The following is a 24,211-nucleotide window of genomic DNA, read 5'->3' as shown; positions in this document are numbered from 1 at the left end:
TGGGCATTGGGCATTGGGCATTGGGCACTTGTACTGAGCGAAGTCGAAGTATTGGACATTAGTTATTAATTCTTCTTCCCCTGCCTCCCCTGCCTCCCCTGCCTCCCCTGCTCCCCTGCTCCCCTGCTCCCCTGCTCCCCTGCTCCCCTGCTCCCCTGCTCCCCACTCCCCCAAATAGATAAATTCAATACATAAGTAGCTCCTATCCCTTCACTTGTGTACCTCCAACTCGCTAAACTAACAGATAATATTTCAGGTGATTTCAATAATCATGACTGTAATTAGCCAAGTTATTCTCAAAGCCGACGACGAACTGCGTTATCCCAGCAGTGGCGAACTTAAAAATATCAAAGACTTTTTGCAAACCGGTGTACAACGGACGCGGATTGCGGCTACCTTAGCTGAAAACGAAAAGAAGATAGTTCAAGAAGCAACCAAACAACTTTGGCAGAAGCGTCCTGACTTTATCTCCCCTGGAGGTAATGCTTACGGTGAACGCCAACGCTCTCTATGTATTCGTGATTTTGGCTGGTACTTACGCCTAATTACTTATGGTGTACTTGCCGGTGACAAAGAGCCAATCGAAAAAATTGGTTTGATTGGTGTGCGGGAAATGTACAATTCATTGGGCGTTCCCGTGCCTGGAATGGTAGAAGCGATTAATTCCCTCAAAACAGCCTCCCTTAGCTTACTGAGTGCGGAAGACGCTGCCGAAGCAGCACCTTACTTTGATTACATCATTCAAGCGATGTCTTAAGACAAAGTGTGTGCTGGTTCTAGGAATATAGTTTCGGTCTACTAGAGTGAGTGCGAAACATTAGCACTCGATAGGCATAAGATCCCCAATTTGATCGTACCTTCCCCACATTTGGTAGTGGCTGTGGCAAAATCTCTGTCAAGTTACCAACCAGTTGTGGGGAAATTTAATGGATATGGGCATGGGGCATTTGACTAATGACCAATGACCAATGACTAATGACAAATACAAAAAACCGACAGTCCTTGATTAAGACTGTCGGCTATTAAGTGTGTTCCCTATTAATGACTCGGCTAGAGTTCAGTTGTCATTAATTATGCCTAGTTACCGATCGCTGGGGGACGATCTTAATCATCGATATGTGTGATTCTCGTCACTTGATTGTTACATCTAAACTGCATATACCCGAATAATCTCTGAGTGGACTAGACTCACGTAAGTAAAGGAGCTAGAAATTTCACCAAGATTAAAAAATAAAGTTATCTTTACAGACTAAAGCATTTTGTGTGCTATTGATCTTCATCTTGTCTATCTCATGGTCGAAATAATCCTGTTGAGTGCATTCTGGGGTTTTACTACTCCTCCATCAAAGAAATAAGTTTGCTTGTAAAAAAGACTGCACAAGCATTTTCTACCAATTATTTACCAACATGGAAATACAAGTATTTAGTTAGAGTTTAAATTAAAGAGCGATCGCGCTTCAATTAAGAACTGTACTTACAGGGCAAGTAAATCGATAGAATAATGCTCTGTCCCCCCAGAGTGCATTACTTCCATGACTGCAACCTCAAAACCAGCTTTTTCCCCCCAAGAAATTGCGGCTGTTGGTCTTAAACCAGAAGAATACGCAGAAATTGTCCGTCGGCTAGGCCGTCATCCCAACAAAGCTGAACTGGGAATGTTTGGTGTCATGTGGTCTGAGCATTGCTGTTACAAAAATTCTCGACCTCTACTCAAACAATTTCCCACCGATGGCCCCCGCATCCTCGTGGGGCCTGGTGAAAATGCTGGTGTTGTAGATTTGGGTGATGGACTCCAACTAGCTTTTAAGATTGAATCTCACAACCATCCCTCAGCAGTCGAACCCTTTCAAGGAGCTGCAACAGGAGTCGGAGGTATTCTCAGAGATATTTTTACAATGGGTGCGCGTCCCATTGCCCTATTAAACTCGTTACGCTTTGGTTCCCTAGAAGATCCCAAAACTCAACGGCTGTTTAGCGGTGTGGTGGCAGGAATCTCTCATTATGGTAACTGTGTGGGAGTACCCACCGTTGGCGGCGAAGTTTACTTTGACTCTGCTTACTCTGGTAATCCTCTGGTGAACGTTATGGCATTGGGGTTGATGGAAACCTCAGAAATCGTCAAATCTGGAGCATCTGGCTTAGGCAACCCCGTGCTGTATGTTGGTTCCACCACTGGGCGCGATGGTATGGGAGGCGCGAGTTTTGCTAGTGCAGAATTGAGCGATCAATCCATAGACGATCGCCCTGCTGTGCAAGTGGGCGATCCCTTTTTGGAAAAGTCGTTAATTGAAGCTTGTCTGGAGGCGTTTAAAACGGGTGCAGTTGTCGCCGCCCAAGATATGGGAGCTGCGGGAATCACCTGTTCTACCTCAGAGATGGCGGCAAAAGGCGGTGTGGGAATTGAACTAGATTTAGATAAAATTCCCGTCAGAGAAACGGGGATGGTTCCCTATGAATATCTGCTTTCGGAATCTCAAGAACGAATGCTGTTTGTTGCTCATAAAGGGCGCGAGCAAGAATTAATCGACATTTTCCACCGTTGGGGACTTCAAGCCGTTGTTGCTGGGACAGTTATCGCCGATCCTATTGTGCGAATTCTCTTTCAGGGTAAAGTAGCAGCAGAAATTCCCGCTGAAGCTTTGGCAGAAAATACCCCACTGTATAACCGGGAGTTATTGGCAGAAGCACCAGAATATGCGCGTCAAGCTTGGGAATGGACTGCTGATTCCCTACCTCCTTCCACAACTGCTGGAATAGAACTTCCAGGAGGACTGCAAAGTTGGAATGATATTCTCTTAACTTTGCTCGATACACCCACGATCGCTTCTAAAAATTGGGTATATCGTCAGTATGACCATCAGGTACAAAATAATACAGTAATGCTTCCAGGTGGCGCAGATGCGGCTGTTATCCGCTTACGCCCTTTGGAAGAGGACAAGGGGACAAGGGGACAAGGAGGACAAGGAGACAAGGAAACCCTCAATGCCCAAAGCGGTGTGGCGGCAACGGTAGATTGCAATCCTCGTTATGTTTATCTTGACCCTTACGAAGGAGCTAAGGCAGTGGTGGCAGAAGCTGCACGCAATCTTAGTTGTGTGGGTGCTGAACCTTTGGCGGTGACGGATAATCTGAATTTTGGCTCTCCAGAAAAACCCATTGGTTACTGGCAATTGGCAGAAGCTTGTCGCGGTTTGGCGGAAGGTTGCCGAGAATTGGCGACACCAGTCACAGGCGGAAATGTCTCTTTGTACAACGAAACTCTTGATTCTCAAGGCATCCCACAACCCATTTATCCCACTCCTGTTGTCGGTATGGTGGGCTTGATTCCCGATATAACCAAAATTTGTGGTCAAGGTTGGCAAGCATCCGGCGATGTGATTTATCTTCTGGGATTACCTCTGGCATCCCAAATCAGTTTGGGAGCATCTGAGTATTTAGCTACTATCCACAATACTGTTGCCGGAAAACCACCACGGGTTGATTTTGACTTGGAACGCCGCGTCCAGAAAGTTTGTCGTGAAGGAATTCGTAATGGTTGGGTACGTTCAGCTCACGATTCTGCTGAAGGGGGAGTGGCGATCGCACTAGCCGAATCTTGTCTTGCTGGCAATCTTGGTGCCGAAATAAATTTAGAAATAGCACCTACACAGTTAAACCGCCTTGACGAGGTGTTGTTTGCCGAAGGTGGTGCCAGAATTTTAGTTTCTGTAGCATCAGCACAACAAGAAATTTGGGAATCATATTTACAGGAACATCTGGGTCAAGAGTGGCAAAAACTGGGTGTAGTTAGTAATTTTGAGAAGGGTTTGGGGGTTTTTACCACTGATAACCAAACCTTAATCAAAGTTAGTATCGAAGATATGAACGATCGCTACTTCCATGCGATCGCCAAACGTCTCGCCATCCATACCACTACTTCTGAGCGCTGAATGCTGAGTATTTAGACTTCACTCACAACTTTTAGCGTCTCTGAGCAAATTTACGGTACTGTTTTAATGGATGGTTAAAGATTTGTTAAGAACTCCCCAGCCATCTAATAATCCCAGTGACTGACTACCAATTTTAGATTTTGAATTTTAAATTTTGGATTAGGGGCGTTGCTTCTAGTTCATATCTTGCTCTTACTGGGCAAAAAATCTAAAATAGCCATTCTAAAATCCCAAGCCGCATCTTTACACGGTGCGATCAATCCAAAATCGTCAATCGTTCGACTGAGCGTAGCCGAAGTCTCAAATCCAAAATTGATTGACCCCCCCCCACCAGGAGCAAAGCTAGCATGATTTCTATTCATTCTGTCACTTCGGATGAATACCCCGACCAGACCAACAACCCAATCAATAGTCATGAAAATCAACCTGACAAGCCAGAAGAAGCTTGTGGTGTTTTTGGCATCTACGCCCCAGGAGAAAACGTTGCTAAACTGACCTACTTTGGATTGTATGCCCTCCAGCATCGGGGTCAAGAATCAGCTGGTATTGCCACTTTTGAGGGGACAAAGGTACATCTCCATAAAGATATGGGCTTGGTGTCTCAAGTCTTCAATGAATCTGTCTTGGATCAATTGCCTGGTAGTCTTGCTGTTGGTCACACTCGTTATTCCACCACAGGTTCTAGCCGCAAAGTTAATGCCCAACCCGCAGTACTAGAAACCCGTTTAGGTTCAATAGCTCTTGCACACAATGGTAATTTAGTCAATACTGTGCAACTACGTCAAGAGTTGCTTGAGAATAAATGTAACTTAGTGACAACAACAGACTCAGAAATGATCGCTTTTGCGATCGCAGAAGCCATAGATACGGGCGCTGATTGGCTAGAAGGTGGAATTCAGGCATTTCAACGTTGCCAAGGAGCCTTTAGTTTAGTTATTGGCACTCCCGTCGGCGTTATGGGTGTCCGCGATCCTAATGGAATCCGCCCCTTAGTAATCGGCACTTTGGCAGGTAATCCAGTCCGTTACGTTTTGGCTTCCGAGACTTGTGGTTTAGACATCATTGGAGCCGAATATCTGCGAGATGTAGAACCAGGTGAATTAGTTTGGATTACTGAAGAAGGTTTAGCTTCTTATCATTGGAGTCAAAAATCTGAGCGGAAATTGTGTATCTTTGAAATGATTTACTTTGCCCGCCCTGATAGCGTCATGCACAACGAGAGTTTGTACAGCTATCGAATGCGATTAGGACACCAGCTAGCTAAAGAATCTTTTGTAGATGCCGATATTGTCTTTGGTGTTCCTGATTCTGGTATACCTGCTGCTATTGGATTTTCCCAAGCGTCTGGTGTCGCTTACGGCGAAGGACTGATTAAAAATCGCTATGTTGGGCGAACCTTCATTCAACCAACCCAAACCATGCGGGAATCGGGTCTGCGGATGAAACTCAACCCCCTCAAAGATGTGCTGGTAGGTAAACGAGTAATTATTGTAGATGATTCGATTGTACGGGGTACTACCAGCCGTAAACTAGTCAAAACCTTACGTGAAGCAGGTGCAGTAGAGGTACACATGCGAATTTCGTCTCCGCCTGTAACTCATCCCTGCTTCTATGGCATCGATACCGATTCTCAGGATCAGCTAATTGCTGCTACCAAGTCAGTAGCAGAAATTGCCAAGCAACTGGAAGTAGACAGTCTTGCCTATCTGAGTTGGGAAGGAATGCTAGAAGCGACACGAGAAGACACCAATAGTTTCTGTTCTGCTTGCTTCACCGGAGATTATCCCGTGGTGATTCCTGAACAAGTGAAGCGTTCTAAGCTGATCTTAGAAAAGGTAGTGGTATAAGGGCTTCAACAGAAGAACCCCACCCCGCCAAAGCTACGGTGTACACACAAGTCCTTCTCACCCCCTCTAACTCCCCCTTGGTAAGGGGGAGAACCGATTTCCCCCCTTTGCAAGGGGGGATTAAGGGGGGTAAATCCAAGGTTTGGGCTTAATTGACAGGATGTGTGTACACTTCAGCCCCGCAAGCGAGGAGGGGATTAAGGAATGGGGTGTAAGATTAGGATTCTTCTGGGGATGATTCTGATTTTTCTGGCTTGAGTAAAGGGAAAGCGATCGCATCCCGAATACTGGCACAATCGGTTAATAACATCACCAAGCGATCGATCCCAATCCCTAAACCACCTGTAGGCGGCATCCCATATTCCAAAGCGGTGAGAAAGTCTTCATCTACACCTTGGGCTTCTAAATCACCAGCAGCTTTCCGCGCCGCTTGTGCTTCTAAACGTTCTCTTTGGTCGATGGGATCGGTAAGTTCTGAGAAACTATTCCCAGTTTCTCGCCCTACTATAAATAACTCAAATCTTTCCACCAAACCAGGTTGAGAACGATGGGGTTTTGCTAAGGGCGAAATTTCTACAGGGTAATCAATTACAAAGGTAGGTTGAATTAAATTGGCTTCTACCTTCTCTTCAAAGGCTAAATTTAGTAACTTACCAATTGATTGAGCTTCATCTATACCAGGAATAGCAGCATTTTTACTTGCTGTTTTTGCTTCTTCCAAACTTTGGAACGAATTAAAATCCAAGCCTGTAAATTCTTTAACTAAATCGTGCATTGTCACCTGCCGCCAAGGTGGTGTTAAATCTATTGGTTCCCCTTGGTAGGTAATTTGTAATGTGCCGAGTACATCTTGGGCGACAGTAGTAATAATCCCTTCAGTCAACGCCATCATATCGTTGTAGTCGGCGTAGGCTTGGTAAATTTCAATCGTCGTAAATTCGGGATTGTGTCGAGTCGAAATTCCCTCATTGCGGAAAATTCGCCCCAATTCAAACACCTTTTCAAAACCACCCACAATTAACCGCTTGAGATGGAGTTCTGTGGCAATTCGCAGATACAACTCCATTTCTAAAGTGTTGTGGTAGGTGATAAATGGACGCGCATCTGCACCCCCAGTTTCACTTTGCAAAACTGGCGTTTCAATTTCCAGAAAATCCCGTTCTTCTAAATAACGACGAATACCAGCAGTAATTTGAGCGCGACGGCGAAAAGTTTGCCGTACTTCCGGGTTTACAATCAAGTCAACGTAGCGCTGACGGTAGCGCTTGGCAACATCCGTTAATCCATGCCATTTGTCGGGTAGCGGTAACAGGGATTTAGTGAGGATAGTATATTGTTTAACGTAGACAGATAACTCGCCCTTTTCAGTCCGTTTAATAGTACCTTTGGCTCCTAAAATGTCGCCTGCATCTGTAAGTTGTTTTAAGTGATTGAAGGCATCGGCATCAATATCTGCCATACCTTCTTGGATGCGATTTTTATCTAGATAAAGCTGAATTGTACCGGTTTCATCTTGCAAGGTGAAAAAAGCCAATTTACCGAAAACGCGACGCGCCATAATACGTCCGGCTATGGCAACTTCCAAATCAACTTCTTCGCCACTGGATAAATCGGCAAATTTTTCTTGCAACTGCGCTGCATGATGGGTAGATTCCCAACGATAGGCATAAGGGTTAGTCCCTAGCTGCTTGAGTTGTTCTACTTTCTCCAGCCTTGCGGCTCGGATATCTTCTTCCGACATGGTAACGAACTAAATAGGGCAAGATTAATTATAGATGCTGCCAAAGTTGAGAGTACAAGATAATCGCCTAAAAGTGATATGCGTAGGCGTAGCCCACTGTAGGTATCGCTAAAGGAAATCTAATGACACAAACTAGAGTGCGCCTGTGGACTGTAAACGAATATCACCGGATGTTTGAAACGGGTATTATTACAGAGGATGAACGGGTAGAACTGATTAACGGGCAAGTTATCCCGATGAGCGCCAAAAATCCTCCCCATGCAGCGACAACGCTGTGTGCATCTGATTATCTTAAGCGGCTGCTAGCAGAAGTTGCCTTAGTTCGGGTGCAAGATCCCATTCAGTTGAGCGAATACTCGGAACCTGAGCCAGATATTGCTGTTGTTCAGATTGATGCGCGAAAGTATATCGATCGCCATCCCGCACCGAATGAAATCTTTTTATTAATTGAGGTAGCGGATACAACACTAGAAACAGACCATAAACACAAAGCGCCTCTTTATGCGAAAGCAGGAATTAATGACTACTGGATTTTGGATGTGAATCAGCGTCAGGTTTATGTTTTTCGCGAACCAAGCTTGAAAGGTTACAATCTTGAATTTATTTTGCCGGAGGATGCAACATTATCCTTGATTGCATTTCCAGAAATTGAAGTCATGATTAATCAACTGTTTCCATAAGCCTCTCAGACTGTGGGTTAGAGGAATAATAGAAGTGGGATTCTAAGAATAAGTTGTACATCGCATTCATAATTAAAATAATTAAGTTAAATAAAGTAACATAGCATTTCCCAAATTAGTTGCTTCTATGTAGTAAGCAATTATTTCTTGGTAGTATTCTATTAAGTAGTCTACTGTCTCCGACTCTGACCAATCTATAATACTCACTCGTTCTTGTTTAATTTCTTCTCGCTTATACCTTGCTATAAAGCCATTTTCTGAAAGTTAAGATAAAGCTTTAGCTACTTGCCTCACTTCATCAGGTGGTAAATATCTGTGTTTACCATAACCTTCTTTATTTCCTATTTCTGTGCCACCCATAATAACATTCACCAAGGGTAAATGATCTATATCTAACGTAGGAATCGTGTACTGTTCTATGTGCCGTTGATTATTTATAATTTTATGAATTAGTTTAAAAAAACTCCAATTATTCAATGGAATTTTGGGTAAGTTATTTAGAGAATTTTCACTTACTAAAAAATATAATTTATCTGTATGTGTATATCCGGTTAGTAAAAAATGTAGTTCACGCCACGATTTTCCTAAAGATAATTCTGAGATTTGCCACTCCCTCAACATCTCTGCTTTTGTGTTTTATCTTTGTTGGTTATCTGCCCACTGAAATTTTTTAAATTTATCTTCTGAATCTTTCTGTATACTCAGCCGTGAGTTATCTGATATATAAATAGCTTCTTCCCAAAAGTGAGACTCAGGCAAATACTTAACACTAAAAAATATATCCAATAGAGAAGAATCTCTTTGAAAATTCTCTAACATTAAAGGTGATATTTGCTTAAGTTCAGCTACAATACCCATCCCATTTATATCTCTTTTTATTCAAAAAGGACAATTAGTATCTCGTAGGTTGGATTTGGTTCTGTAAAAAAAATTCTATAAATCTAAATTTATTTGGTTTTACTGTATTAAACTCATATTCACGATCTGCCCTATTCTTTGATAAAATTGGTATGAGACAGCGAAAATAAAAATTGCTTGCGATCGCTACTAAAAAATTATTAGGCGATCGCTAATTTTAAGCCTTTAGTTATGTCCTATTTTTAGCAAATGCCTAGATGAAATAGCCTTCATTTTCAAGTTAGTAAATTGCACGATCGCCTTTACAAAATCTTGCTGTTCTGGTTGTAAATTTAATTTTTCTAAAGCTTGCTTGATATTATTACCAGCCCGGAGATTGTGAGTAAGTTGGGCACGTTGGGCTGAGTTTAACACTGCCTCAATTTCCCTATTTCTTCTTTGACGCACAGCTTGGAGTTCTTGGCGCTGTAAAGGAGTCAGGTTAATCTCCGACGAGGTGGAGTAGCTTGCAGTTTTGGTAGTTTGGGCGGAAATGACACCAGAAATAGTATGGAGTTGAACGGGTGCAGCTAAGGCAATTCCCGGCATGAAGAGGACAAGAGCAAGAATATTAGCGAACACAGATAGCCGTTTTATCAAGTAAATTGCCATATTGAGAAATATCTAGTACACTGCGGCGAAAGTTTGCTCACTTTAACAAGTTGCTCAAGTCCCAAAACCAGGAATTAAACGCTTGAGGGCACGACTGGCAACGTCGCCATAGCGCAGTTCTCCACACAGAATTTTACCCATAATTTTCGCACCGGAAGGGCGCTTAACACCAACTTTGTAGCCAATGCCAGGAAAGCGATAAAATGCTCCACCTAATTTTTGCGCCCAAGCCATTTCAGTACCCCATTCTTCATTAATCACTTCGCTATATTTTTCTAAAGCGTTGGTATCACCAGAAAGTGCCTCATTAATCGCTCCTGCTGCAATTAAACCGCTAAAAATTGACGGACGAATGCCTTCTGCTGTCATCGGATCGACTACACAAGCAGCTTCCCCAGCTAAAACTGCATTTTGAGTATGCAACTTTTGGTTGCCATCCCACAAGCAAAGAGGATAACCATATTGCTTGCCAGTTTTGATATCTACATTAAACGATCGCGCGTACTCATCTAAAATTTTCTTAAAATCCTGGGGTTTGCCGCCGACAAATGTACCGACACCAATGGAATAACCGTCCGCCTTCGGGAAGTTCCAAATGTAGCCGTTTTTCACCAAGCCAAACTCGAAATGAATTGTAGATTTATCCTTGACCTCCGCGGCCACTTCTGCTTCTAAAGCTCCTGCTAAACGGCGTTTACGATCTTTGAAGCCTAGCCATTTTGCCATTGGCCCTTTAACACCATCAGCCGCGATTAAGTAACGACCTGTAACTGAGCCATTAGCTGTGTTAACTTGCCAGTAATCACTTTGAAACTCAATACCCGTTACTTCCGTATTATCTCGTAGTTCAGCTCCTTGCTTTTGCCCTTGCTGCACTAGGAAATGGTCAAAAGTATCTCGTCTCACCATCCAGACTGGTTCAATTGTTGCGATTTTTGCTTCTACGGGGTCGCCCAAATTCCAGGTAAAGCGAAGGGAGTCGGCTTTTACAGAAATTACTGGGCTAAAATCAAAGTCGAACCATTGAGCGATCGCTGGAGATACACCACCACCACAAGGTTTATATCTTGGCAGAGATTCTTTTTCCAACACTAATACTGAGCGACCTTGTTTGGCTAAATGATATGCAGCTGTTCCACCAGCTGGCCCAGCGCCGACGATGATGCAGTCGTACATATTGAATTTTTGCTCCAGAATTAGTTTATTTTCTATTGAGTAGGGGCAATTGATGAATTGTTCCTACTTTAATTATTCATGTCTACTTACTTACTCGATCAATTTTTCTAGAATTTATGCAATAACTTAAGAAATGATAAAGGCTGAAGAATTTATCCATTATCCTTCAGCCTTTATCATTTCTTAAGACTTGAGACTTTAAACAGTCGTGATGTCTTTTTCTTTTTCTGCCAACAGTGCATCTATTTTGGCAGTATACTCATTTGTCAATTTTTGCAACTTGTCTTGTTGGTCTTTTGATTCATCTTTGGAGATTTCAGAGGCTTTCTCCTGTTTGCGAATGGCGTCTATAGCATCGCGGCGAATGTTACGAATAGCAACACGACCCTCTTCAGCATACTTGGATGCCATTTTGACAAATTCTTTACGGCGTTCGCTGGTTAAGGGCGGAATATTCAACCGGATTACAGAACCGTCGTTACTAGGTGTTAAACCCACATCTGAGAGGGAAATAGCCTTCTCAACGATGTTTAGGGTGTTGCGCTCGTAGGGTTGAATTAAGATTGTCGTAGCATCTGGCGTGCTAATATTTGCCAGTGATTTCAAGGAAGTAGGCGAACCGTAATAGTCCACCAATACCTTATCTAATAGACTCGCATTGGCGCGACCAGTGCGAATCGAGTTAAAAGCCCGTTGAGTTGCCTCAACGGTTTTTTGCATCGTACTTTCAGCTTCAGCTAATTTCACAAGAACCTCCCACAAGGGTGCCGATGGATTCTCCCAAGACTGCTCGGTGGATATTTCCTCGCACCGTTAGGTCAAATACCAGAATTGGGATATTATTTTCTTTACACAAGGCGATCGCAGTACTATCCATCACCCGCAAATCTTGGGCTAAAACGTGCGCGTAGGTTAAGCTATTGTAACGCTTGGCGTCAGGATAAATATGAGGATCGGCATCATATACTCCATCTACTTTGGTGGCTTTAAAAATCACCTCAGCATCGATTTCTGCTGCTCTTAATGCCGCAGTCGTATCTGTAGTAAAAAAGGGATTTCCTGAACCAGCACCAAAAATTACCACCCGTCCTTTTTCAAGATGACGGATGGCACGACGACGAATATATGGTTCTGCTAATTCTTGCATAGCGATCGCGGTTTGCACCCGCGTCTGTACTCCTATGTGTTCTAGCGAATCTTGCAGCGTCATGGCATTCATTACCGTGGCAATCATCCCGATATAGTCAGCGGTTGCCCTGTCCATCCCCGCCGACGCTGCTTTAACGCCACGAAAAATATTGCCACCGCCAACAACTATGGCGATTTGAGTACCAGTCGCTATCACCTCTGCTAATTCTTGTGCTATTCCTTTGACTACTTCTGGATCAATGCCATAGCCCATGTTGCCCATTAAGGCTTCACCGCTCAGTTTGAGTAAAACCCGTCGGTAATTCGTTCCCATGAAGTTACGCTTTATCAAAAAAGTTGCAATTGCCTCCAATTTAAGATAACAGTTACAGGGACTATCTATGTCTAGTTACGCCAAATCAATGTAGTACCTACTGGTTCTGTTTGTGGTATGGCTATTTCTTCACCTTTAAACAGAGAAGCGATCGCAGTTCTCAAATAATCCTCTCCCACTGGTAATGGTTCTTGGGGATGATTATCAATTTTACCTTTATAGCGGACTATACCGTTAGTATCTATGAGAAAGGCTGTTGGTGTTTTTGTTGCGCCGAAACTGCCGGTCACATCTTGCGTTGAGTCCCACAGGTAGGGGAAATTCAACTGGTGACGTCGGGCAAAAGCTTTCATATTTTCAAAGCTTGACCTAGTGTCGTAGTCAACATTACTACCATTGAGTCCAATTAGTGTGAAGCCTTTTGGGGCAAATTCGGCTTGAATGTTTTTTAGTCTGCCTAAATACCGATCGACATAAGGGCAGTGGTTACACATAGAAATAACGCCGACTGCTCGGAACTTCTCAAGATAACGCCTGAGATGGTGTACTTGACCATCAATTCCTGGCAATTCAAAATCTGGTGCATAGCTCCCAACGGGAGTATCAATTGTTTCTAGTAGATTCATGATTTCTGGCCCGCAGAACTAGGAACAAGAAAAATATTGTTAAATTCAGCGTCAGTTTCCAGTTGCAAACCACCCCTTAGCCGATGCCTCATATTCGCCAATCTTATAGACCAAATTTGCGATCGTAAATTGTAAAACTACTGAATCTAGCACTGATGCTAATTCACTCACATCTAAAAAATAGCCCAAATATTACTCATATTAGAAACGTTATGATTTTTAATACTGACATCATCTCAGTTGTGAGTAAATTACCTCTATCAATAAGATGAAAACTTTCTATACTGGATAAAACTATCAGCTTAGAAGCTTTTGTGGTATATGTATAGGCTATCACTAGAGCCAAAGATTTATTTTGAAAATCTGATAAATTTTCTGCAAATTCAAAACAATTTTACTTGTGCTTTGCTGCTAAAAAGCTTTTAGCATTCTTTACATCAAATTTCCCATGACAACCTCAAGTTCAAAAACAGCACTTAACTCTACAAAAACCTGGATTTGGCAAGATTTTCCGATCTGTTACCAAACCCAAGGAACTACTGGGCCAGCTGTTGTCCTGGTGCATGGATTTGGTGCTTCTTGGTGGCACTGGCGAAAAAATATTCCGGTATTAGCGGAAAATTGCCGTGTTTATGCGATCGATTTAATTGGTTTTGGGGCTTCTGCAAAACCTCAGCCTGGTGAAAAAATTAACTACACACTAGAAACTTGGGGACAACAAGTAGCAGATTTTTGCCGTGAAGTAGTGGGTGAGCCAGCTTTTTTAGTGGGAAATTCCATTGGCTGTATTGTTGCTATGCAAGCAGCAGTAAGCAACCCAGATATTGCCTTGGGAGTTGCTTTACTCAACTGTTCTTTACGGCTGTTGCACGATCGCAAACGGGTAACTTTACCTTTATCTCGTCGTTACGGAGCGCCTTTGCTGCAACGGGTGCTATCTATTAAACCAGTTGGCGATTTCTTTTTCAATCAACTCGCCAAACCGAAAACGGTGCGGAAAATTTTGCTGCAAGCTTATGCGAATCCTGAGATGGTAACAGATGAGTTGGTAGATATTCTCACTTCACCAGCAAGCGATCCGGGGGCTGGGGCTGTGTTTCTGGCTTTTACTTCTTATTCTACAGGGCCATTGCCTGAAGACCTTTTACCATTGTTACAGTGTCCGGCGATTATTTTGTGGGGAACGGCCGATCCGTGGGAACCAATTAAGTTAGGGAGAGAATTAGCTAACTTTGGGCAAGTAGAAAAGTTTATTCCTTTAGAGGGAGTGGGGCATTGTCCGCAGGATGAAGCGCCGGAGTTAGTCAATCCGATTTTACTCGATTGGATTTTGGAGCGATCGCCGTAATAAACTCGGCTCAATTTTCACGTAATGGATGGTGTTGAATATAATCAAAAAGATTTATTTTTTGTTAATTGAGCCGATACGAAAAATTGGCAATAGGACTATGGTCTTAATTAAATTAAGAGTTTGACTTAGCGATAAAGCCCTCCTATTAGAGAGGGCTTTATTATAGTTCTTAAAGTTTTAGTCCAAAAAATTTTAATACCAATTCAATTAATGATTGCAACACATCCTTGGGTAAAGACGCGATTCATCGCGTCTCTACAAAGAGTCTATTTGTCCCATTCTTTTTTCAAATTGGTATAACTACTTCTTCTTATCTTCATCTAGTGCTTTTTGGATAGCTTGGCGACAAAATTCAGGAGGATCGTCCTTAGCCTTTACCTCTTCCTTCATTTCCTTAGAGACTCTAAAACTCAATTGGTCAGTTAATGGCTTATCTCCCTTTGGTTGCGCTGGTTCAAAATTTTGAGGGTTCCCTTTAGGATTAGGCATTGTTGAGAGATATAAATATAGCTTGAGACGAACGAAACCATTAGAATAGAGTTTTATATCGGTGGCGATACCCAGTCTACAAAACAAGTTCACCACCGATACCACTTTTACAAGAGGTAACTCTATTTTATGTTTACAAGGTCAAAACTCGAAATCAAAACTATTGCTGAATTGAGAGACTTGTGTAGGCGTTACGGATTGAAGCCTACTGGGAACGGAGGGTACAAGACCAGTTGGATTGTTACCTTAATGGCATTCCCACAGATAGCACTCGCTCAACTAAGGCAAGGAAGAGGGTTGAAGTCACCAGGTTTTAGCGTTATTCAATTTCTTGAAGGTGTAGTAGATGAGATGAACTCACCCACAGATGAGCAAGCGGCGCTGATTAAGCTGACAATGGAAGGAAAGGCTATGAGCTACCCTGACAGATACGACCAAGAAAGCTTGCTTAACTTGCACAAGGCTAAGATGTATCTTGAAATTGCGATCGGACTGCTAAACCAGTAAATCAGTTTTGAGGGTTTGTAGTAAGCACTTTAGTGCTTAGAAAATAAGGACTAAAGTCCTTACTACGAACTTCCTTACCCGTATTAGACTCAATTGAGAAGCGCTACATTTATTAACTAACAATAAATTTTTGGCACTGTCTCTTATTTGCTCAACTAGGAATAGGAGTCTAGGCAATTACTAATTCAGAACTAACTGACTTAAAAAGAAGGCAAGGGCTGCACTACCCAAAGGAACTGTCAAATTGTCAATACCCAAAAATGAAACAGCTTCTAAACCAGTAGCGATAACTGCAACTAACAGTGATACTGCCCAAGTTTGCCAACTGTTTCCTTGAGTTCCAACTAAAATCAAACTACTGACAACATAGCTAACAAGCATCATAGTTAGGGAGCCTTCCCAACTTTTTTCTGTCCCAAAAACTTTATACTTATGTTTACCAAAGCGTTGCCCAATTAAGGCTGCTAATCCATCTCCCCAAGTCATTACTAAAATTCCGAGTGCTGCGTACTGGGGTTGTTGCAAGTACCAAAACCAAGCAACTAAAATACCGAAACTAACAGAGTAAAAAAATGTCCCTAAGCTTTGCCGTCCAACGCTATTAATACCAGGAAGAATCGGCAATCGGTAGGATAATAAGGTGATTGCACTCGCTAAAATAGAAGCTGTAATCCCTACGCTGGCGGGAATATCTAGCCACCAGGCGATTAAAATCACATTCCCAGTGCCAATATGAACAATCTTCCGCACGATTTCTGGCTTGTCGGCAAAGCGGTTTACCACCCCTGCAATCAGGAGGATGAGTAACACCCAGATTGCAGCGATGCCTTCGGCGGGCAAAGCCAACGCAATTTGCAGCCAGAAAACCGGAATTGAGGTGAAGTCAGAAAATGTAATTAACAAAGATGCGACAAAATGAAAAGTTTTACCCCTGTTACTAATTTATAAGATTTGGGTAGCTGCAATGAAATTATTATTTATTTGGCTGATTCGGGGCTACCGAATGTTTATCTCGCCGTTGTTTCTCCCAACTTGTCGCTTTCAACCAACTTGTTCGATGTATGCTATTGAAGCTATTGAACGATTTGGTGTGTTGCGTGGTAGCTGGATGGCAACTCGGCGGATTTTGCGCTGTCATCCGTTTCATCCGGGTGGTTACGACCCAGTGCCAGAGGTGGTGGAAAAGGTGAAGGAGGAGTAGTTTTGTGCGGTGGGGAATTGAGGGGTGAAATTTAAACGCAAAGGGGCGCAAAGGGAAGCGCAGAGGGACGCGGAGAATGAGAAGAGGGGTAAATTATTAAAGGATGTGTTGGTGGGTATAGCTATTTGGGGAGATGTCAACAGATGAGGTTGTCATCTAGCGTGGGAAGGTTGAATAATTTAATTTAGACTTACGATGATTAATTTTACTGCGATTTCTATACCTGAACCACAAATTCCTACTCCTGGCCCGAGTCCGCTACCTAGTCCCAATCCTGAGCCGAATCCGCTACCTAGTCCCGAACCTGTACCGGGGCCAGCGATTCCTCAACCGTTACCGGGGCCTGTACCAGAACCAGTACCTGCTCCCATTCCTCAGACGGTTCCAGGGACAATTCCCCAAACCATACCGGAACCTGTTTAGATTAACTTGGTAATGTAATCCAAAATCTCAAATCTAAAATCCAAAATGCTAAGAGCCGGAATTGTCGGACTTCCCAACGTCGGAAAATCTACTTTATTTAATGCTGTAGTTGCTAATGCCAAAGCTGAAGCAGCTAACTTCCCTTTTTGCACGATTGAACCGAATGTCGGCGTTGTCGCAGTACCGGATGAACGGTTAAATGTTCTTGCTAAGATTGCCAGTTCGGCACAAATTATCCCGGCGCGGGTTGAATTTGTAGATATTGCCGGTTTAGTTAAAGGTGCAAGTCAGGGTGAGGGATTAGGGAATCAATTCCTGTCCCACATCCGGGAAGTTGATGCGATCGTCCATGTGGTACGTTGTTTTGAGAATGACGATATTATCCACGTTGCTGGTTCTGTTGATCCAGCGCGAGATATTGAAATCATTAATATAGAACTGGGTTTATCAGATTTAGCACAAATTGAACGGCGAATTGACCGCACTCGTAAACTAGCTCGTACTAGCAAAGATGCACAGTTTGAAATCACAGTCTTAGAAAAATTAGCTGCGGCTTTAAATGAAGGTAAATCGGTGCGTCAGGTAAGCTTGAATGAAGAAGAAGCAGTAATTATTAAAGGATTGGAACTGCTGACTTATAAGCCAATTATCTATGCTGCCAATGTATCTGAAGATGAGTTGGCTACTGGTAATCATTTTGTCGAAACAGTGCGGCAAATTGCAGCAGCAGAAAATGCCCAAGTTGTGATAGTTTCGGCTCAAGTTGAAGCTGAATTAGTGGAATTACTAGAGGAAGATAAAGCTGATTTTCTTGCGTCTTTGGGTGTGGAAGAAGGCGGTTTGAAATCATTGATTCGGGCAACTTACACGCTTCTAGGCTTGCGGACATATTTTACCTCCGGTCCCAAAGAAACCCGCGCTTGGACAATTAATGCGGGAATGTCTGCACCTCAAGCTGCTGGTGTAATCCACAGTGATTTTGAGCGGGGATTTATCCGCGCCGAAACTGTTGCTTATAAAGATTTAGTAACAACTGGTTCGATGAATGCAGCGAAGGAAAAAGGGTTGGTTCGCAGTGAAGGGAAAGAGTATGTTGTGCAGGAAGGAGATGTAATGTTGTTCCGATTTAATGTGTAGGGGTAATTAATCACTGGCCGTTATCGATAAGATAATGGTCAACCTACACCAATTTGCCTAGGCTTTGCCCGCTGTAAGCATCGCACCAAATAAATTGACAAATATTCTATAAGGTGCGTCAAGATATGCAAGGCGATGCCTGCGGCGGGCAAAGCCTACGCAAATAAACCAGCAATCCTGCAAATCTAATAGCTACTTCCACCCACAATATAGCCAAGCTGTGAGTATCGGTAAAATAAGTCTGTTAACGGATGCTCAATCATATCAAATCCAAGCAATTTGCACCCGCTTAATAAAGCAGCGTTTTGTACTCACAGCTAACAGTATACTTACGTAAGCATTTGATTCATGATAGTACTTTCTGCAAAGAAAGCAATAATTCGTTAACAGTATAGGGCTTTGACAAAAACGTATTGACACCAATAGCTGCTACTGCACTGAGCTTCTTGTCAGACATAAGTCCACTGCTGGCAATAATTTTGACTTGGGGGTTAATTTTTTGCAAGGTACGTATGGCTGTTAAACCATCCAGTGAGGGCAGCATAATATCCATAAGAACGGCACTAATTTTGTCTCTATTTTGAGCATATAGTGCGATCGCTTCAATGCCATCATTGGCAACTAAGATTTTGTAGTTGTAAGCTTCTAATGATGTTGTCGTAATCTCTTGAATGGCGGCTTCATCATCGACAACCAAAATCAATTCTCCATGTCCTGTCTGTGGTGGCAAATTTTCGGGGCTAATTGTTTCCATTCCCCCCACTGCTGGCAAGTAAACTTGAAAGCTAGTGCCACTTGCCAGTTCACTATACACATTTACAAAACCTCCGTGACTTTTAACGATTCCCAATACCGTGGAAAGTCCTAAACCAGTGCCCTGTCCGACATCTTTTGTAGTAAAGAATGGCTCGAAAATTCTATCTAGCATTTGTTTCGGAATCCCAACTCCAGTATCGGAGACAGTAATCACTATGTAAGGCCCCTCTTTGGCTTCTAGGTTCATGCGGGCATAATTTGCGTCAATCAACATATTTTCGGCAGAGATACTCAAAGTACCACCATTGGACATAGCATCGCGGGCGTTAACGCAGAGGTTCATCAGCACTTGATGCAGTTGAGTACTATCTCCAGAAACCATCCACAAATCTTGCGGTACATTAGTGCTGATTTCTATCGATTTGGGAAAGGTCTCTTTAAGAATCTTGGCAATTTCTACAATTATATGTTTGAGTTGCAAAGTGATGTGCTTCCCTTCTACACCCCGCGCAAAGGAAAGTACCTGTTTGACTAAATCAGCACCGCGTCTAGCGTTAATTTCTAAAATTTCTAGGAGATGACGAGTCCGCTCATCTGCATTAGGAAATTTTAGCGGTAGCAGTTGCGCTCCTGCCAAAATCGGTGTCAGGATGTTGTTGAGGTCGTGAGCAATACCACTAGCTAAAGTGCCAATACTTTCCAGGCGTTGAGCGCGAAATAATTGGGCTTCTAGGTGCTTTTTCTCGGTAATATCTGTGTCAACGGTGAGAATTGATTTGGGTTTTCCTTGTTCATCGCATACCAGAGTCCAACGACTAGCCACAAGGACTTCTTTGTTCATTTTAGTAAGTTTTGTTAATTCGCCCTGCCACTTCCCTTTACTAATAGCTTGCAATAGAGCCGCTTCAATTTCCGGTGAAGGTTCGTCATACAAAAGTTCGCTAGCATTTTTACCCCAAGCCTCTGTAGCTTGCCAACCGTAAAGTGTTTCTGCACCTTTATTCCAGAAGATAATTTGATTGTTTAAATCTCGGACGCAGATAGCATCTGTGGTGACATCTAGTAATGCTGCTTGTTCGCGAATTTTTTCTTGTGCCAATTTGCGGTCGCGTAATGCAGCTTGTCGTTCGCTAATATCTATACTGGCGCATGTCACTCCAACAATTTCTTGGGTTTCATTCCGTAGTGGCTCGACAGTTAAATCGTAATATCGCGTTGTATCTTTGATGGTAATTGATACTTCTTCTCGCGTTCCGATGCCTGTAGTCAGCACTCCACGTTTAATTGCGACGAGACGTTGAGCATCTTCTATTGGGACGATATCTAAGTCTTGCTTGCCCAATATTTTCTCAACTGTCAATCCAGATGGCGGATTGTAAACCCAGGTGTACCGCAAATCTCTATCCTGGTTATAGACAAAAATTGGAGAATTTTTCAGAGCAACCCGAAATCGCTCCTCACTCTGCCGCAGTGCGTTGTCTGCCTGCTGACGTTCGATGGCATAACGCATAGATCGCACCAGCAAGTCGCCAGTTACTTGCCCCTTCACTAAATAATCTTGCGCTCCTTTTTGCATTGCCCTAGTTGCCAGGGTTTCATCATTTATACCCGTCAGCACAATAATTGGAGTTGCTTTTGCCTGATTATGAGCCATGACAAAAGTTTGTAATCCCTGGCTATCTGGCAGCGAGAGGTCTAACAAAATTACATCAAAAATTTCGTTTGTTAAGTAGTTGAGTGCTTCATAAAGCCGTTCAACGGGCATCAACTCAACTATAACTGTGGTAACTTCTTTGAATAACTCTTGTAACAATAAGACATCACCAGGGTTGTCTTCTACTAACAAGACTTTAATAATATTTTTACCTGCCATTTCCACTACTCCGGTGGCAGTTTTACGATCGCAAACCAAAAATTTTCTATTGATTGGACAATTTTAACGAATTGATCGAAATCTACTGGCTTAGTTATATAACAGTTAGCAAAAAGGTTATAGGCTTTGAGGATATCTTCTTCAGCCTGGGAAGTAGTCAAAACTACTACAGGAATTCGTTTGAGGTTTTCATCTCCTTTTATTTCTGCTAATACCTCTCGTCCATCTTTTTTCGGAAGGTTAAAATCGAGCAGTACAATATCTGGATGAGGTAATTTAGCATATTTTCCCTGTTTTCGCAAGAATGCCATTGCCTCTACACCATCCTCGACTACGTTTAAATGAATTGAGATTTTACTATCTTCTAGGGCGATGCGTGTAAGTTGGACATCGCCAGGATTATCCTCTACTAACAAAACCTCAATAGGCATAATCGCTGTTATGGTGTTTACCATTGCTTACCTACTCTATCTGGAATTGTGAAGTAGAAAGTCGAGCCTTGACCCAGTTTCGACTCAACCCAAATCCGGCCACCGTGGCGTTCGATAATTTTCTTACAAATTGCCAGACCAATTCCAGTACCTAGATACTTGTCTCTACCGTGCAAGCGCTGAAAAATTATAAAAATACGTTCACTATATTCGGATTCCAAACCAATTCCATTATCACGCACCCAGAACAACCATTCATCCTCCGAGGGGGTAAAATTTAAATTTTTTCCATCTAATATATTTGTATCTCTCTTACTTACTCCAATGTGAATTAATGGCTGTTGACGATCGCAAAATTTGATCGCGTTAGCAATCAGGTTTTGAAATACTTGTGTTAATTGGGTAGGATCGGCTATTACTTCAGGTAGAATATCATAAGTGACAACTGCTTTACTATCTGCGATCGCCACTTGAAGATTAGCAAGCACCTGTTCTAAGACAACACTACAATCAACTGGCACAAAAGGCTGTCCACGGGTGCTGACGCGGGAATAGTTTAACAAATCGTTGATTAGGGTCTGCATCCGGCTGGCCCCATCTACTGCATAGGTGATAAACTGATCCGCATTGGCATCCAGTTGATTTTTGTATCTCCGCTCCAGCAATTGTAAATAACTAGTTACCATCCGCAATGGCTCTTGCAAATCATGGGAAGCTACGTAGGCAAACTGTTCTAATTCCGCATTAGAACGAGTAAGTTCCTGACTTTGCTGGGTTTCTTTTTCTAATAGTTTTGCCTGAGATAAAGCAATCCCAATTTGGTTCGCTAATTGCTGTAACAAATCCATTTCAAACTGATTCCACTGTCGAGGTGCGCTACACTGATGAGCTAGCAATAAGCCCCAAATATCCTCCCTGACAATAATCGGCACTACAAGGTTAGCCCTGACAGCAAACTGCTGAAGAAATTCTCGATGGCATGGTTGGATATGAGCAGATTCAATGTCTTCAAGGGCGCTTACTCTTCCCTGGCGATATCTTTCTATATAGTCTTCTTTGAAGCAGGGGTCAAAAAGATTTTTTCCTAGAATTACCGGCCAACCAGGCAGCACTGCCTCTTGTACCACTGTTCCCGAACCGTCAGGTTCCAGTCGAAAAATTAATACACGGTCAGCTTGTAGTAGTTTTTGTACCTCTGTGACAGTGGTTTGAAGAATTTCATCTATTTGTAAAGATTCTCGAATTTTCAGGGTGATTTCGGCAAATAGTTGCGATCGCAGATTTTGCCGCTTTAATTCTTCATCTGCCTGCTTGCGATCTGTGATATCAGTATAAGAACCAACCATCCGCACTATATCACCCAATGCGTCCCAAAGTGCCTGTCCTCGATCTAGAATCCATTTATAGCTGCCATCTTGGCACTGGACTCGATATTCACAGACGTAAAACGGTGTTTTCTTGGCAAAGTGGTCTTGGAAAGCCTGAAGTACCCAATCTCGCTCATCGGGATGGATTCGTTTTATCCATTCATCCCAATGGTTGGAAACTTCGTAGTCTTTATAGCCGAGCATTTCCTTCCATCGAGTTGAGAAGAACACTTCATTAGTCTTGAGGTTCCAATCCCAAATACCATCATTATTACCGTGTAATGCTAATTGCCAACGTTCTTCACTTTCTCGTAGTGCTGCTGCTGTTTTCCGTCGTTCAGTAACATCTTGAAAATAAACAGACAAGCCGTCTTTAGCTGGATAGGCATGAACTTTAAGCCACTGCTGCTGTGGCAGATACAACTCCTCAAATTCGACACTAACCTGTTCTAAGACTGCCCTGCGATATTCACAATCAAATGTTGTGCCGATAATTTCTGGAAACACCTCCCAGATATTTTTACCCAAAAGCTGATTGTGAGTTTTTTGCAATAGCCGTTCTGCTTGACCATTAATATAGGTGAATTGCCACTTTTGATCTAGGGCAAAAAAACCATCAGTGATACTTTCGAGAAGATTGGTGATGCGGGTTTTGGCGGCTTCAGATTGGGCGCGGGCTGCTTGCTCGTGTGCCACTAGTTTCTCAGTAACTTTAGATACCTCACTTACATGACGCCTGAGTTCGAGTTGGTCAATTACCAGGCGACTCAAACCCACAAATGCCTCCACTTGTTTTTGGCTTAGTTGTCGTGGAACTTGGTCAATCGCGCACAGAGTTCCCAACATATCTCCCTTCGGAGTAATTAAGGGTACACCTGCATAAAACCGTATATATGGATAGCCAGTTACTACCGGATTACTTGCCAACTTTTCATCAGCTAGGGTATCAGAAACCACTACAACATGACGCTGCTCTTGGCAAAGATAAGATAATCCAACACTCCGGGGCATTTCTGATACATCTAAACCTATTTTTGCCTTAAACCATTGACGGTTTTCATCAATAAAATTTACCAAGGATATGGGAGTGCCACAAATAAAGGCCGCTAACCGAGCAAGATTGTCATAAGCTTCTTCGGGTTCTGTGTCAAGAATTTGATACTGGCGGAGGGCTTCTAACCTCGCTATTTCTGTATCAATATGTCTAAATTTCATTAACTTTTTTTAAAAAAATCTAAATGTTATATCCAGTCAGCAACATGATTATCTCAAGAATAGCTTAAGTTTTTTTAATAATTATTAATACTTTCCTCACCTTTGGCTGTTCAGGAAAGTTTGTTAAAAGCGATTCTTAAAGGATGTTTGAAAAGTATTTTTCGTAACATCTAAGCCTTAAAAGCCTAACTCTCCCAGCCCCCTTTGCCTACAAGATAATCGGCGTTTCAAAGTCTCGCTCCGTTTCAGGGAGAAATTTGAAGAGGGGTTTTAAGTATACTTTACAACTTTTTCAACAAGCTTTTATCAACCACTGCCTGTCTACGCCACAAATTTATTGCGTAGGCGTAGTCCGTCGTAGACATCGCCCTAATCCTAGTGTAGACAAGTTTAGGACTAATTGTATTTACTGTGCATGATTAGATTTAGTTATTAGACATAAGAGATTTAGTGAGTTTACCGGAGTAATTTACCAGTCGCACTAAACCATT

General features: G+C 42.6%; 21 protein-coding genes and 1 pseudogene. 9 read left to right on the top strand and 13 right to left on the bottom strand.

Going from position 1 to position 24,211, the window contains the following annotated elements; translation table 11 throughout:
* The first annotated feature begins 271 nt into the window (after positions 1 to 271).
* The 3 genes from RMY64_RS31570 to purF all read left to right on the top strand — a co-directional run bounded on the left by RMY64_RS31570 (position 272) and on the right by purF (position 5,776).
* Positions 272 to 757 (top strand): allophycocyanin subunit alpha-B, encoded by a 486-nt coding sequence (locus tag RMY64_RS31570; RefSeq protein ID WP_094348587.1) that lies wholly within the window; start codon positions 272 to 274, stop codon positions 755 to 757.
* Between the two features lie 775 nt (positions 758 to 1,532).
* Positions 1,533 to 3,929: a phosphoribosylformylglycinamidine synthase subunit PurL gene (purL, locus tag RMY64_RS31565; RefSeq protein WP_322702099.1), complete on the top strand. Its 2,397-nt coding sequence runs from the start codon at positions 1,533 to 1,535 to the stop codon at positions 3,927 to 3,929.
* Positions 3,930 to 4,276: 347 nt separating this feature from the next.
* The gene (gene purF, locus RMY64_RS31560; RefSeq protein WP_322687677.1) at positions 4,277 to 5,776 is read left to right on the top strand and encodes an amidophosphoribosyltransferase; all 1,500 of its coding nucleotides are present in this window, start codon (positions 4,277 to 4,279) and stop codon (positions 5,774 to 5,776) included.
* A 217-nt stretch (positions 5,777 to 5,993) separates the two neighbouring features.
* Here the strand turns inward: purF and lysS are convergent, their stop codons facing one another.
* A complete protein-coding gene (gene lysS / locus RMY64_RS31555) occupies positions 5,994 to 7,517 on the bottom strand; it encodes a lysine--tRNA ligase (protein ID WP_322702098.1) in 1,524 nt (507 codons plus the stop codon).
* A 122-nt stretch (positions 7,518 to 7,639) separates the two neighbouring features.
* Between lysS and RMY64_RS31550 the strand changes: the two genes are divergently transcribed.
* A complete protein-coding gene (locus tag RMY64_RS31550) occupies positions 7,640 to 8,197 on the top strand; it encodes a Uma2 family endonuclease (RefSeq protein WP_322702097.1) in 558 nt (185 codons plus the stop codon).
* An 81-nt stretch (positions 8,198 to 8,278) separates the two neighbouring features.
* Here RMY64_RS31550 and RMY64_RS31545 read toward each other — a convergent pair.
* The 7 genes and pseudogenes from RMY64_RS31545 to RMY64_RS31515 all read right to left on the bottom strand — a co-directional run bounded on the left by RMY64_RS31545 (position 8,279) and on the right by RMY64_RS31515 (position 12,970).
* Positions 8,279 to 8,818 (bottom strand): annotated as a pseudogene (locus RMY64_RS31545) (DUF1877 family protein).
* Between the two features lie 15 nt (positions 8,819 to 8,833).
* The gene (locus RMY64_RS31540; protein WP_322669719.1) at positions 8,834 to 9,055 is read right to left on the bottom strand and encodes a hypothetical protein; all 222 of its coding nucleotides are present in this window, start codon (positions 9,053 to 9,055) and stop codon (positions 8,834 to 8,836) included.
* A 225-nt stretch (positions 9,056 to 9,280) separates the two neighbouring features.
* Entirely contained in the window at positions 9,281 to 9,706 is a 426-nt protein-coding gene (locus RMY64_RS31535; protein WP_322669720.1) for a hypothetical protein, read from the bottom strand.
* 54 nt (positions 9,707 to 9,760) lie between these two features.
* On the bottom strand, positions 9,761 to 10,882 hold the full coding sequence (locus tag RMY64_RS31530) for a geranylgeranyl reductase family protein (protein WP_322669721.1): 1,122 nt from the start codon (positions 10,880 to 10,882) through the stop codon (positions 9,761 to 9,763).
* Positions 10,883 to 11,080: 198 nt separating this feature from the next.
* Positions 11,081 to 11,629 (bottom strand): ribosome recycling factor, encoded by a 549-nt coding sequence (frr, locus tag RMY64_RS31525; protein ID WP_322660513.1) that lies wholly within the window; start codon positions 11,627 to 11,629, stop codon positions 11,081 to 11,083.
* Positions 11,616 to 12,344, bottom strand: a complete 729-nt coding sequence (pyrH, locus tag RMY64_RS31520; protein WP_322669722.1) for a UMP kinase — start codon at positions 12,342 to 12,344, stop codon at positions 11,616 to 11,618. Before pyrH ends, frr begins: the two co-directional genes overlap by 14 nt.
* Positions 12,345 to 12,415: 71 nt before the next feature.
* Entirely contained in the window at positions 12,416 to 12,970 is a 555-nt protein-coding gene (locus RMY64_RS31515) for a thioredoxin family protein (RefSeq protein WP_322669723.1), read from the bottom strand.
* 448 nt (positions 12,971 to 13,418) lie between these two features.
* On the opposite strand from RMY64_RS31515, the gene RMY64_RS31510 reads away from it, so the two are divergent.
* Complete coding sequence (locus RMY64_RS31510; RefSeq protein ID WP_322669724.1) at positions 13,419 to 14,318, top strand: alpha/beta fold hydrolase; 900 nt, start codon at positions 13,419 to 13,421, stop codon at positions 14,316 to 14,318.
* A gap of 303 nt (positions 14,319 to 14,621) precedes the next feature.
* Here the strand turns inward: RMY64_RS31510 and RMY64_RS31505 are convergent, their stop codons facing one another.
* Complete coding sequence (locus RMY64_RS31505; protein WP_322660809.1) at positions 14,622 to 14,810, bottom strand: hypothetical protein; 189 nt, start codon at positions 14,808 to 14,810, stop codon at positions 14,622 to 14,624.
* A gap of 129 nt (positions 14,811 to 14,939) precedes the next feature.
* On the opposite strand from RMY64_RS31505, the gene RMY64_RS31500 reads away from it, so the two are divergent.
* Positions 14,940 to 15,317: a hypothetical protein gene (locus RMY64_RS31500; protein WP_322702096.1), complete on the top strand. Its 378-nt coding sequence runs from the start codon at positions 14,940 to 14,942 to the stop codon at positions 15,315 to 15,317.
* Between the two features lie 180 nt (positions 15,318 to 15,497).
* Here the strand turns inward: RMY64_RS31500 and RMY64_RS31495 are convergent, their stop codons facing one another.
* Positions 15,498 to 16,220: an SEC59/DGK1/VTE5 family protein gene (locus RMY64_RS31495; protein WP_322669726.1), complete on the bottom strand. Its 723-nt coding sequence runs from the start codon at positions 16,218 to 16,220 to the stop codon at positions 15,498 to 15,500.
* 61 nt (positions 16,221 to 16,281) lie between these two features.
* Here RMY64_RS31495 and yidD point away from each other — a divergent pair, with 61 nt between their 5' ends.
* The 3 genes from yidD (at position 16,282) to ychF (ending at position 18,078) form a co-directional block, all read left to right on the top strand.
* A complete protein-coding gene (gene yidD / locus RMY64_RS31490) occupies positions 16,282 to 16,518 on the top strand; it encodes a membrane protein insertion efficiency factor YidD (protein WP_012412579.1) in 237 nt (78 codons plus the stop codon).
* A 195-nt stretch (positions 16,519 to 16,713) separates the two neighbouring features.
* Complete coding sequence (locus tag RMY64_RS31485) at positions 16,714 to 16,941, top strand: hypothetical protein (protein ID WP_322669727.1); 228 nt, start codon at positions 16,714 to 16,716, stop codon at positions 16,939 to 16,941.
* 45 nt (positions 16,942 to 16,986) lie between these two features.
* Positions 16,987 to 18,078, top strand: coding sequence for a redox-regulated ATPase YchF (ychF, locus tag RMY64_RS31480; RefSeq protein ID WP_322669728.1), 1,092 nt, complete (start codon positions 16,987 to 16,989; stop codon positions 18,076 to 18,078).
* 346 nt (positions 18,079 to 18,424) lie between these two features.
* On the opposite strand, the gene RMY64_RS31475 is transcribed toward ychF, so the two are convergent.
* The 3 genes from RMY64_RS31475 to RMY64_RS31465 are packed head-to-tail and all read right to left on the bottom strand — an operon-like array spanning position 18,425 to position 23,720.
* Positions 18,425 to 20,707: a response regulator gene (locus RMY64_RS31475; protein WP_322669858.1), complete on the bottom strand. Its 2,283-nt coding sequence runs from the start codon at positions 20,705 to 20,707 to the stop codon at positions 18,425 to 18,427.
* Positions 20,708 to 20,712: 5 nt separating this feature from the next.
* A complete protein-coding gene (locus RMY64_RS31470; RefSeq protein ID WP_292814634.1) occupies positions 20,713 to 21,162 on the bottom strand; it encodes a response regulator in 450 nt (149 codons plus the stop codon).
* The gene (locus tag RMY64_RS31465) at positions 21,156 to 23,720 is read right to left on the bottom strand and encodes a GAF domain-containing protein (RefSeq protein ID WP_322702095.1); all 2,565 of its coding nucleotides are present in this window, start codon (positions 23,718 to 23,720) and stop codon (positions 21,156 to 21,158) included. The genes RMY64_RS31470 and RMY64_RS31465 overlap by 7 nt, the downstream gene beginning before the upstream one ends.
* Between the last annotated feature and the right edge of the window lie 491 nt (positions 23,721 to 24,211).

The organism is Nostoc sp. DedQUE08, from assembly GCF_034530895.1.
Lineage (GTDB): Bacteria > Cyanobacteriota > Cyanobacteriia > Cyanobacteriales > Nostocaceae > Nostoc.
The sequence above is the reverse complement of the archived record's forward strand: the minus strand, read 5'-3'. Positions and strand labels throughout refer to the sequence as shown.

What these genes read in the sequence shown, in the direction of transcription:
- RMY64_RS31505 (WP_322660809.1), bottom strand. Translation starts at nt 14,810, where the DNA reads ATGCCTAATCCTAAAGGGAACCCTCAAAATTTTGAACCAGCGCAACCA.
- lysS (WP_322702098.1), bottom strand. Translation starts at nt 7,517, where the DNA reads ATGTCGGAAGAAGATATCCGAGCCGCAAGGCTGGAGAAAGTAGAACAA.
- ychF (WP_322669728.1), top strand. Translation starts at nt 16,987, where the DNA reads ATGCTAAGAGCCGGAATTGTCGGACTTCCCAACGTCGGAAAATCTACT.
- RMY64_RS31485 (WP_322669727.1), top strand. Translation starts at nt 16,714, where the DNA reads ATGATTAATTTTACTGCGATTTCTATACCTGAACCACAAATTCCTACT.
- pyrH (WP_322669722.1), bottom strand. Translation starts at nt 12,344, where the DNA reads ATGGGAACGAATTACCGACGGGTTTTACTCAAACTGAGCGGTGAAGCC.
- RMY64_RS31540 (WP_322669719.1), bottom strand. Translation starts at nt 9,055, where the DNA reads ATGGGTATTGTAGCTGAACTTAAGCAAATATCACCTTTAATGTTAGAG.
- yidD (WP_012412579.1), top strand. Translation starts at nt 16,282, where the DNA reads ATGAAATTATTATTTATTTGGCTGATTCGGGGCTACCGAATGTTTATC.
- purF (WP_322687677.1), top strand. Translation starts at nt 4,277, where the DNA reads ATGATTTCTATTCATTCTGTCACTTCGGATGAATACCCCGACCAGACC.
- RMY64_RS31465 (WP_322702095.1), bottom strand. Translation starts at nt 23,720, where the DNA reads ATGAAATTTAGACATATTGATACAGAAATAGCGAGGTTAGAAGCCCTC.
- RMY64_RS31515 (WP_322669723.1), bottom strand. Translation starts at nt 12,970, where the DNA reads ATGAATCTACTAGAAACAATTGATACTCCCGTTGGGAGCTATGCACCA.
- RMY64_RS31535 (WP_322669720.1), bottom strand. Translation starts at nt 9,706, where the DNA reads ATGGCAATTTACTTGATAAAACGGCTATCTGTGTTCGCTAATATTCTT.
- RMY64_RS31570 (WP_094348587.1), top strand. Translation starts at nt 272, where the DNA reads ATGACTGTAATTAGCCAAGTTATTCTCAAAGCCGACGACGAACTGCGT.
- RMY64_RS31510 (WP_322669724.1), top strand. Translation starts at nt 13,419, where the DNA reads ATGACAACCTCAAGTTCAAAAACAGCACTTAACTCTACAAAAACCTGG.
- RMY64_RS31470 (WP_292814634.1), bottom strand. Translation starts at nt 21,162, where the DNA reads ATGGTAAACACCATAACAGCGATTATGCCTATTGAGGTTTTGTTAGTA.
- purL (WP_322702099.1), top strand. Translation starts at nt 1,533, where the DNA reads ATGACTGCAACCTCAAAACCAGCTTTTTCCCCCCAAGAAATTGCGGCT.
- RMY64_RS31475 (WP_322669858.1), bottom strand. Translation starts at nt 20,707, where the DNA reads ATGGCAGGTAAAAATATTATTAAAGTCTTGTTAGTAGAAGACAACCCT.
- RMY64_RS31550 (WP_322702097.1), top strand. Translation starts at nt 7,640, where the DNA reads ATGACACAAACTAGAGTGCGCCTGTGGACTGTAAACGAATATCACCGG.
- RMY64_RS31500 (WP_322702096.1), top strand. Translation starts at nt 14,940, where the DNA reads ATGTTTACAAGGTCAAAACTCGAAATCAAAACTATTGCTGAATTGAGA.
- RMY64_RS31530 (WP_322669721.1), bottom strand. Translation starts at nt 10,882, where the DNA reads ATGTACGACTGCATCATCGTCGGCGCTGGGCCAGCTGGTGGAACAGCT.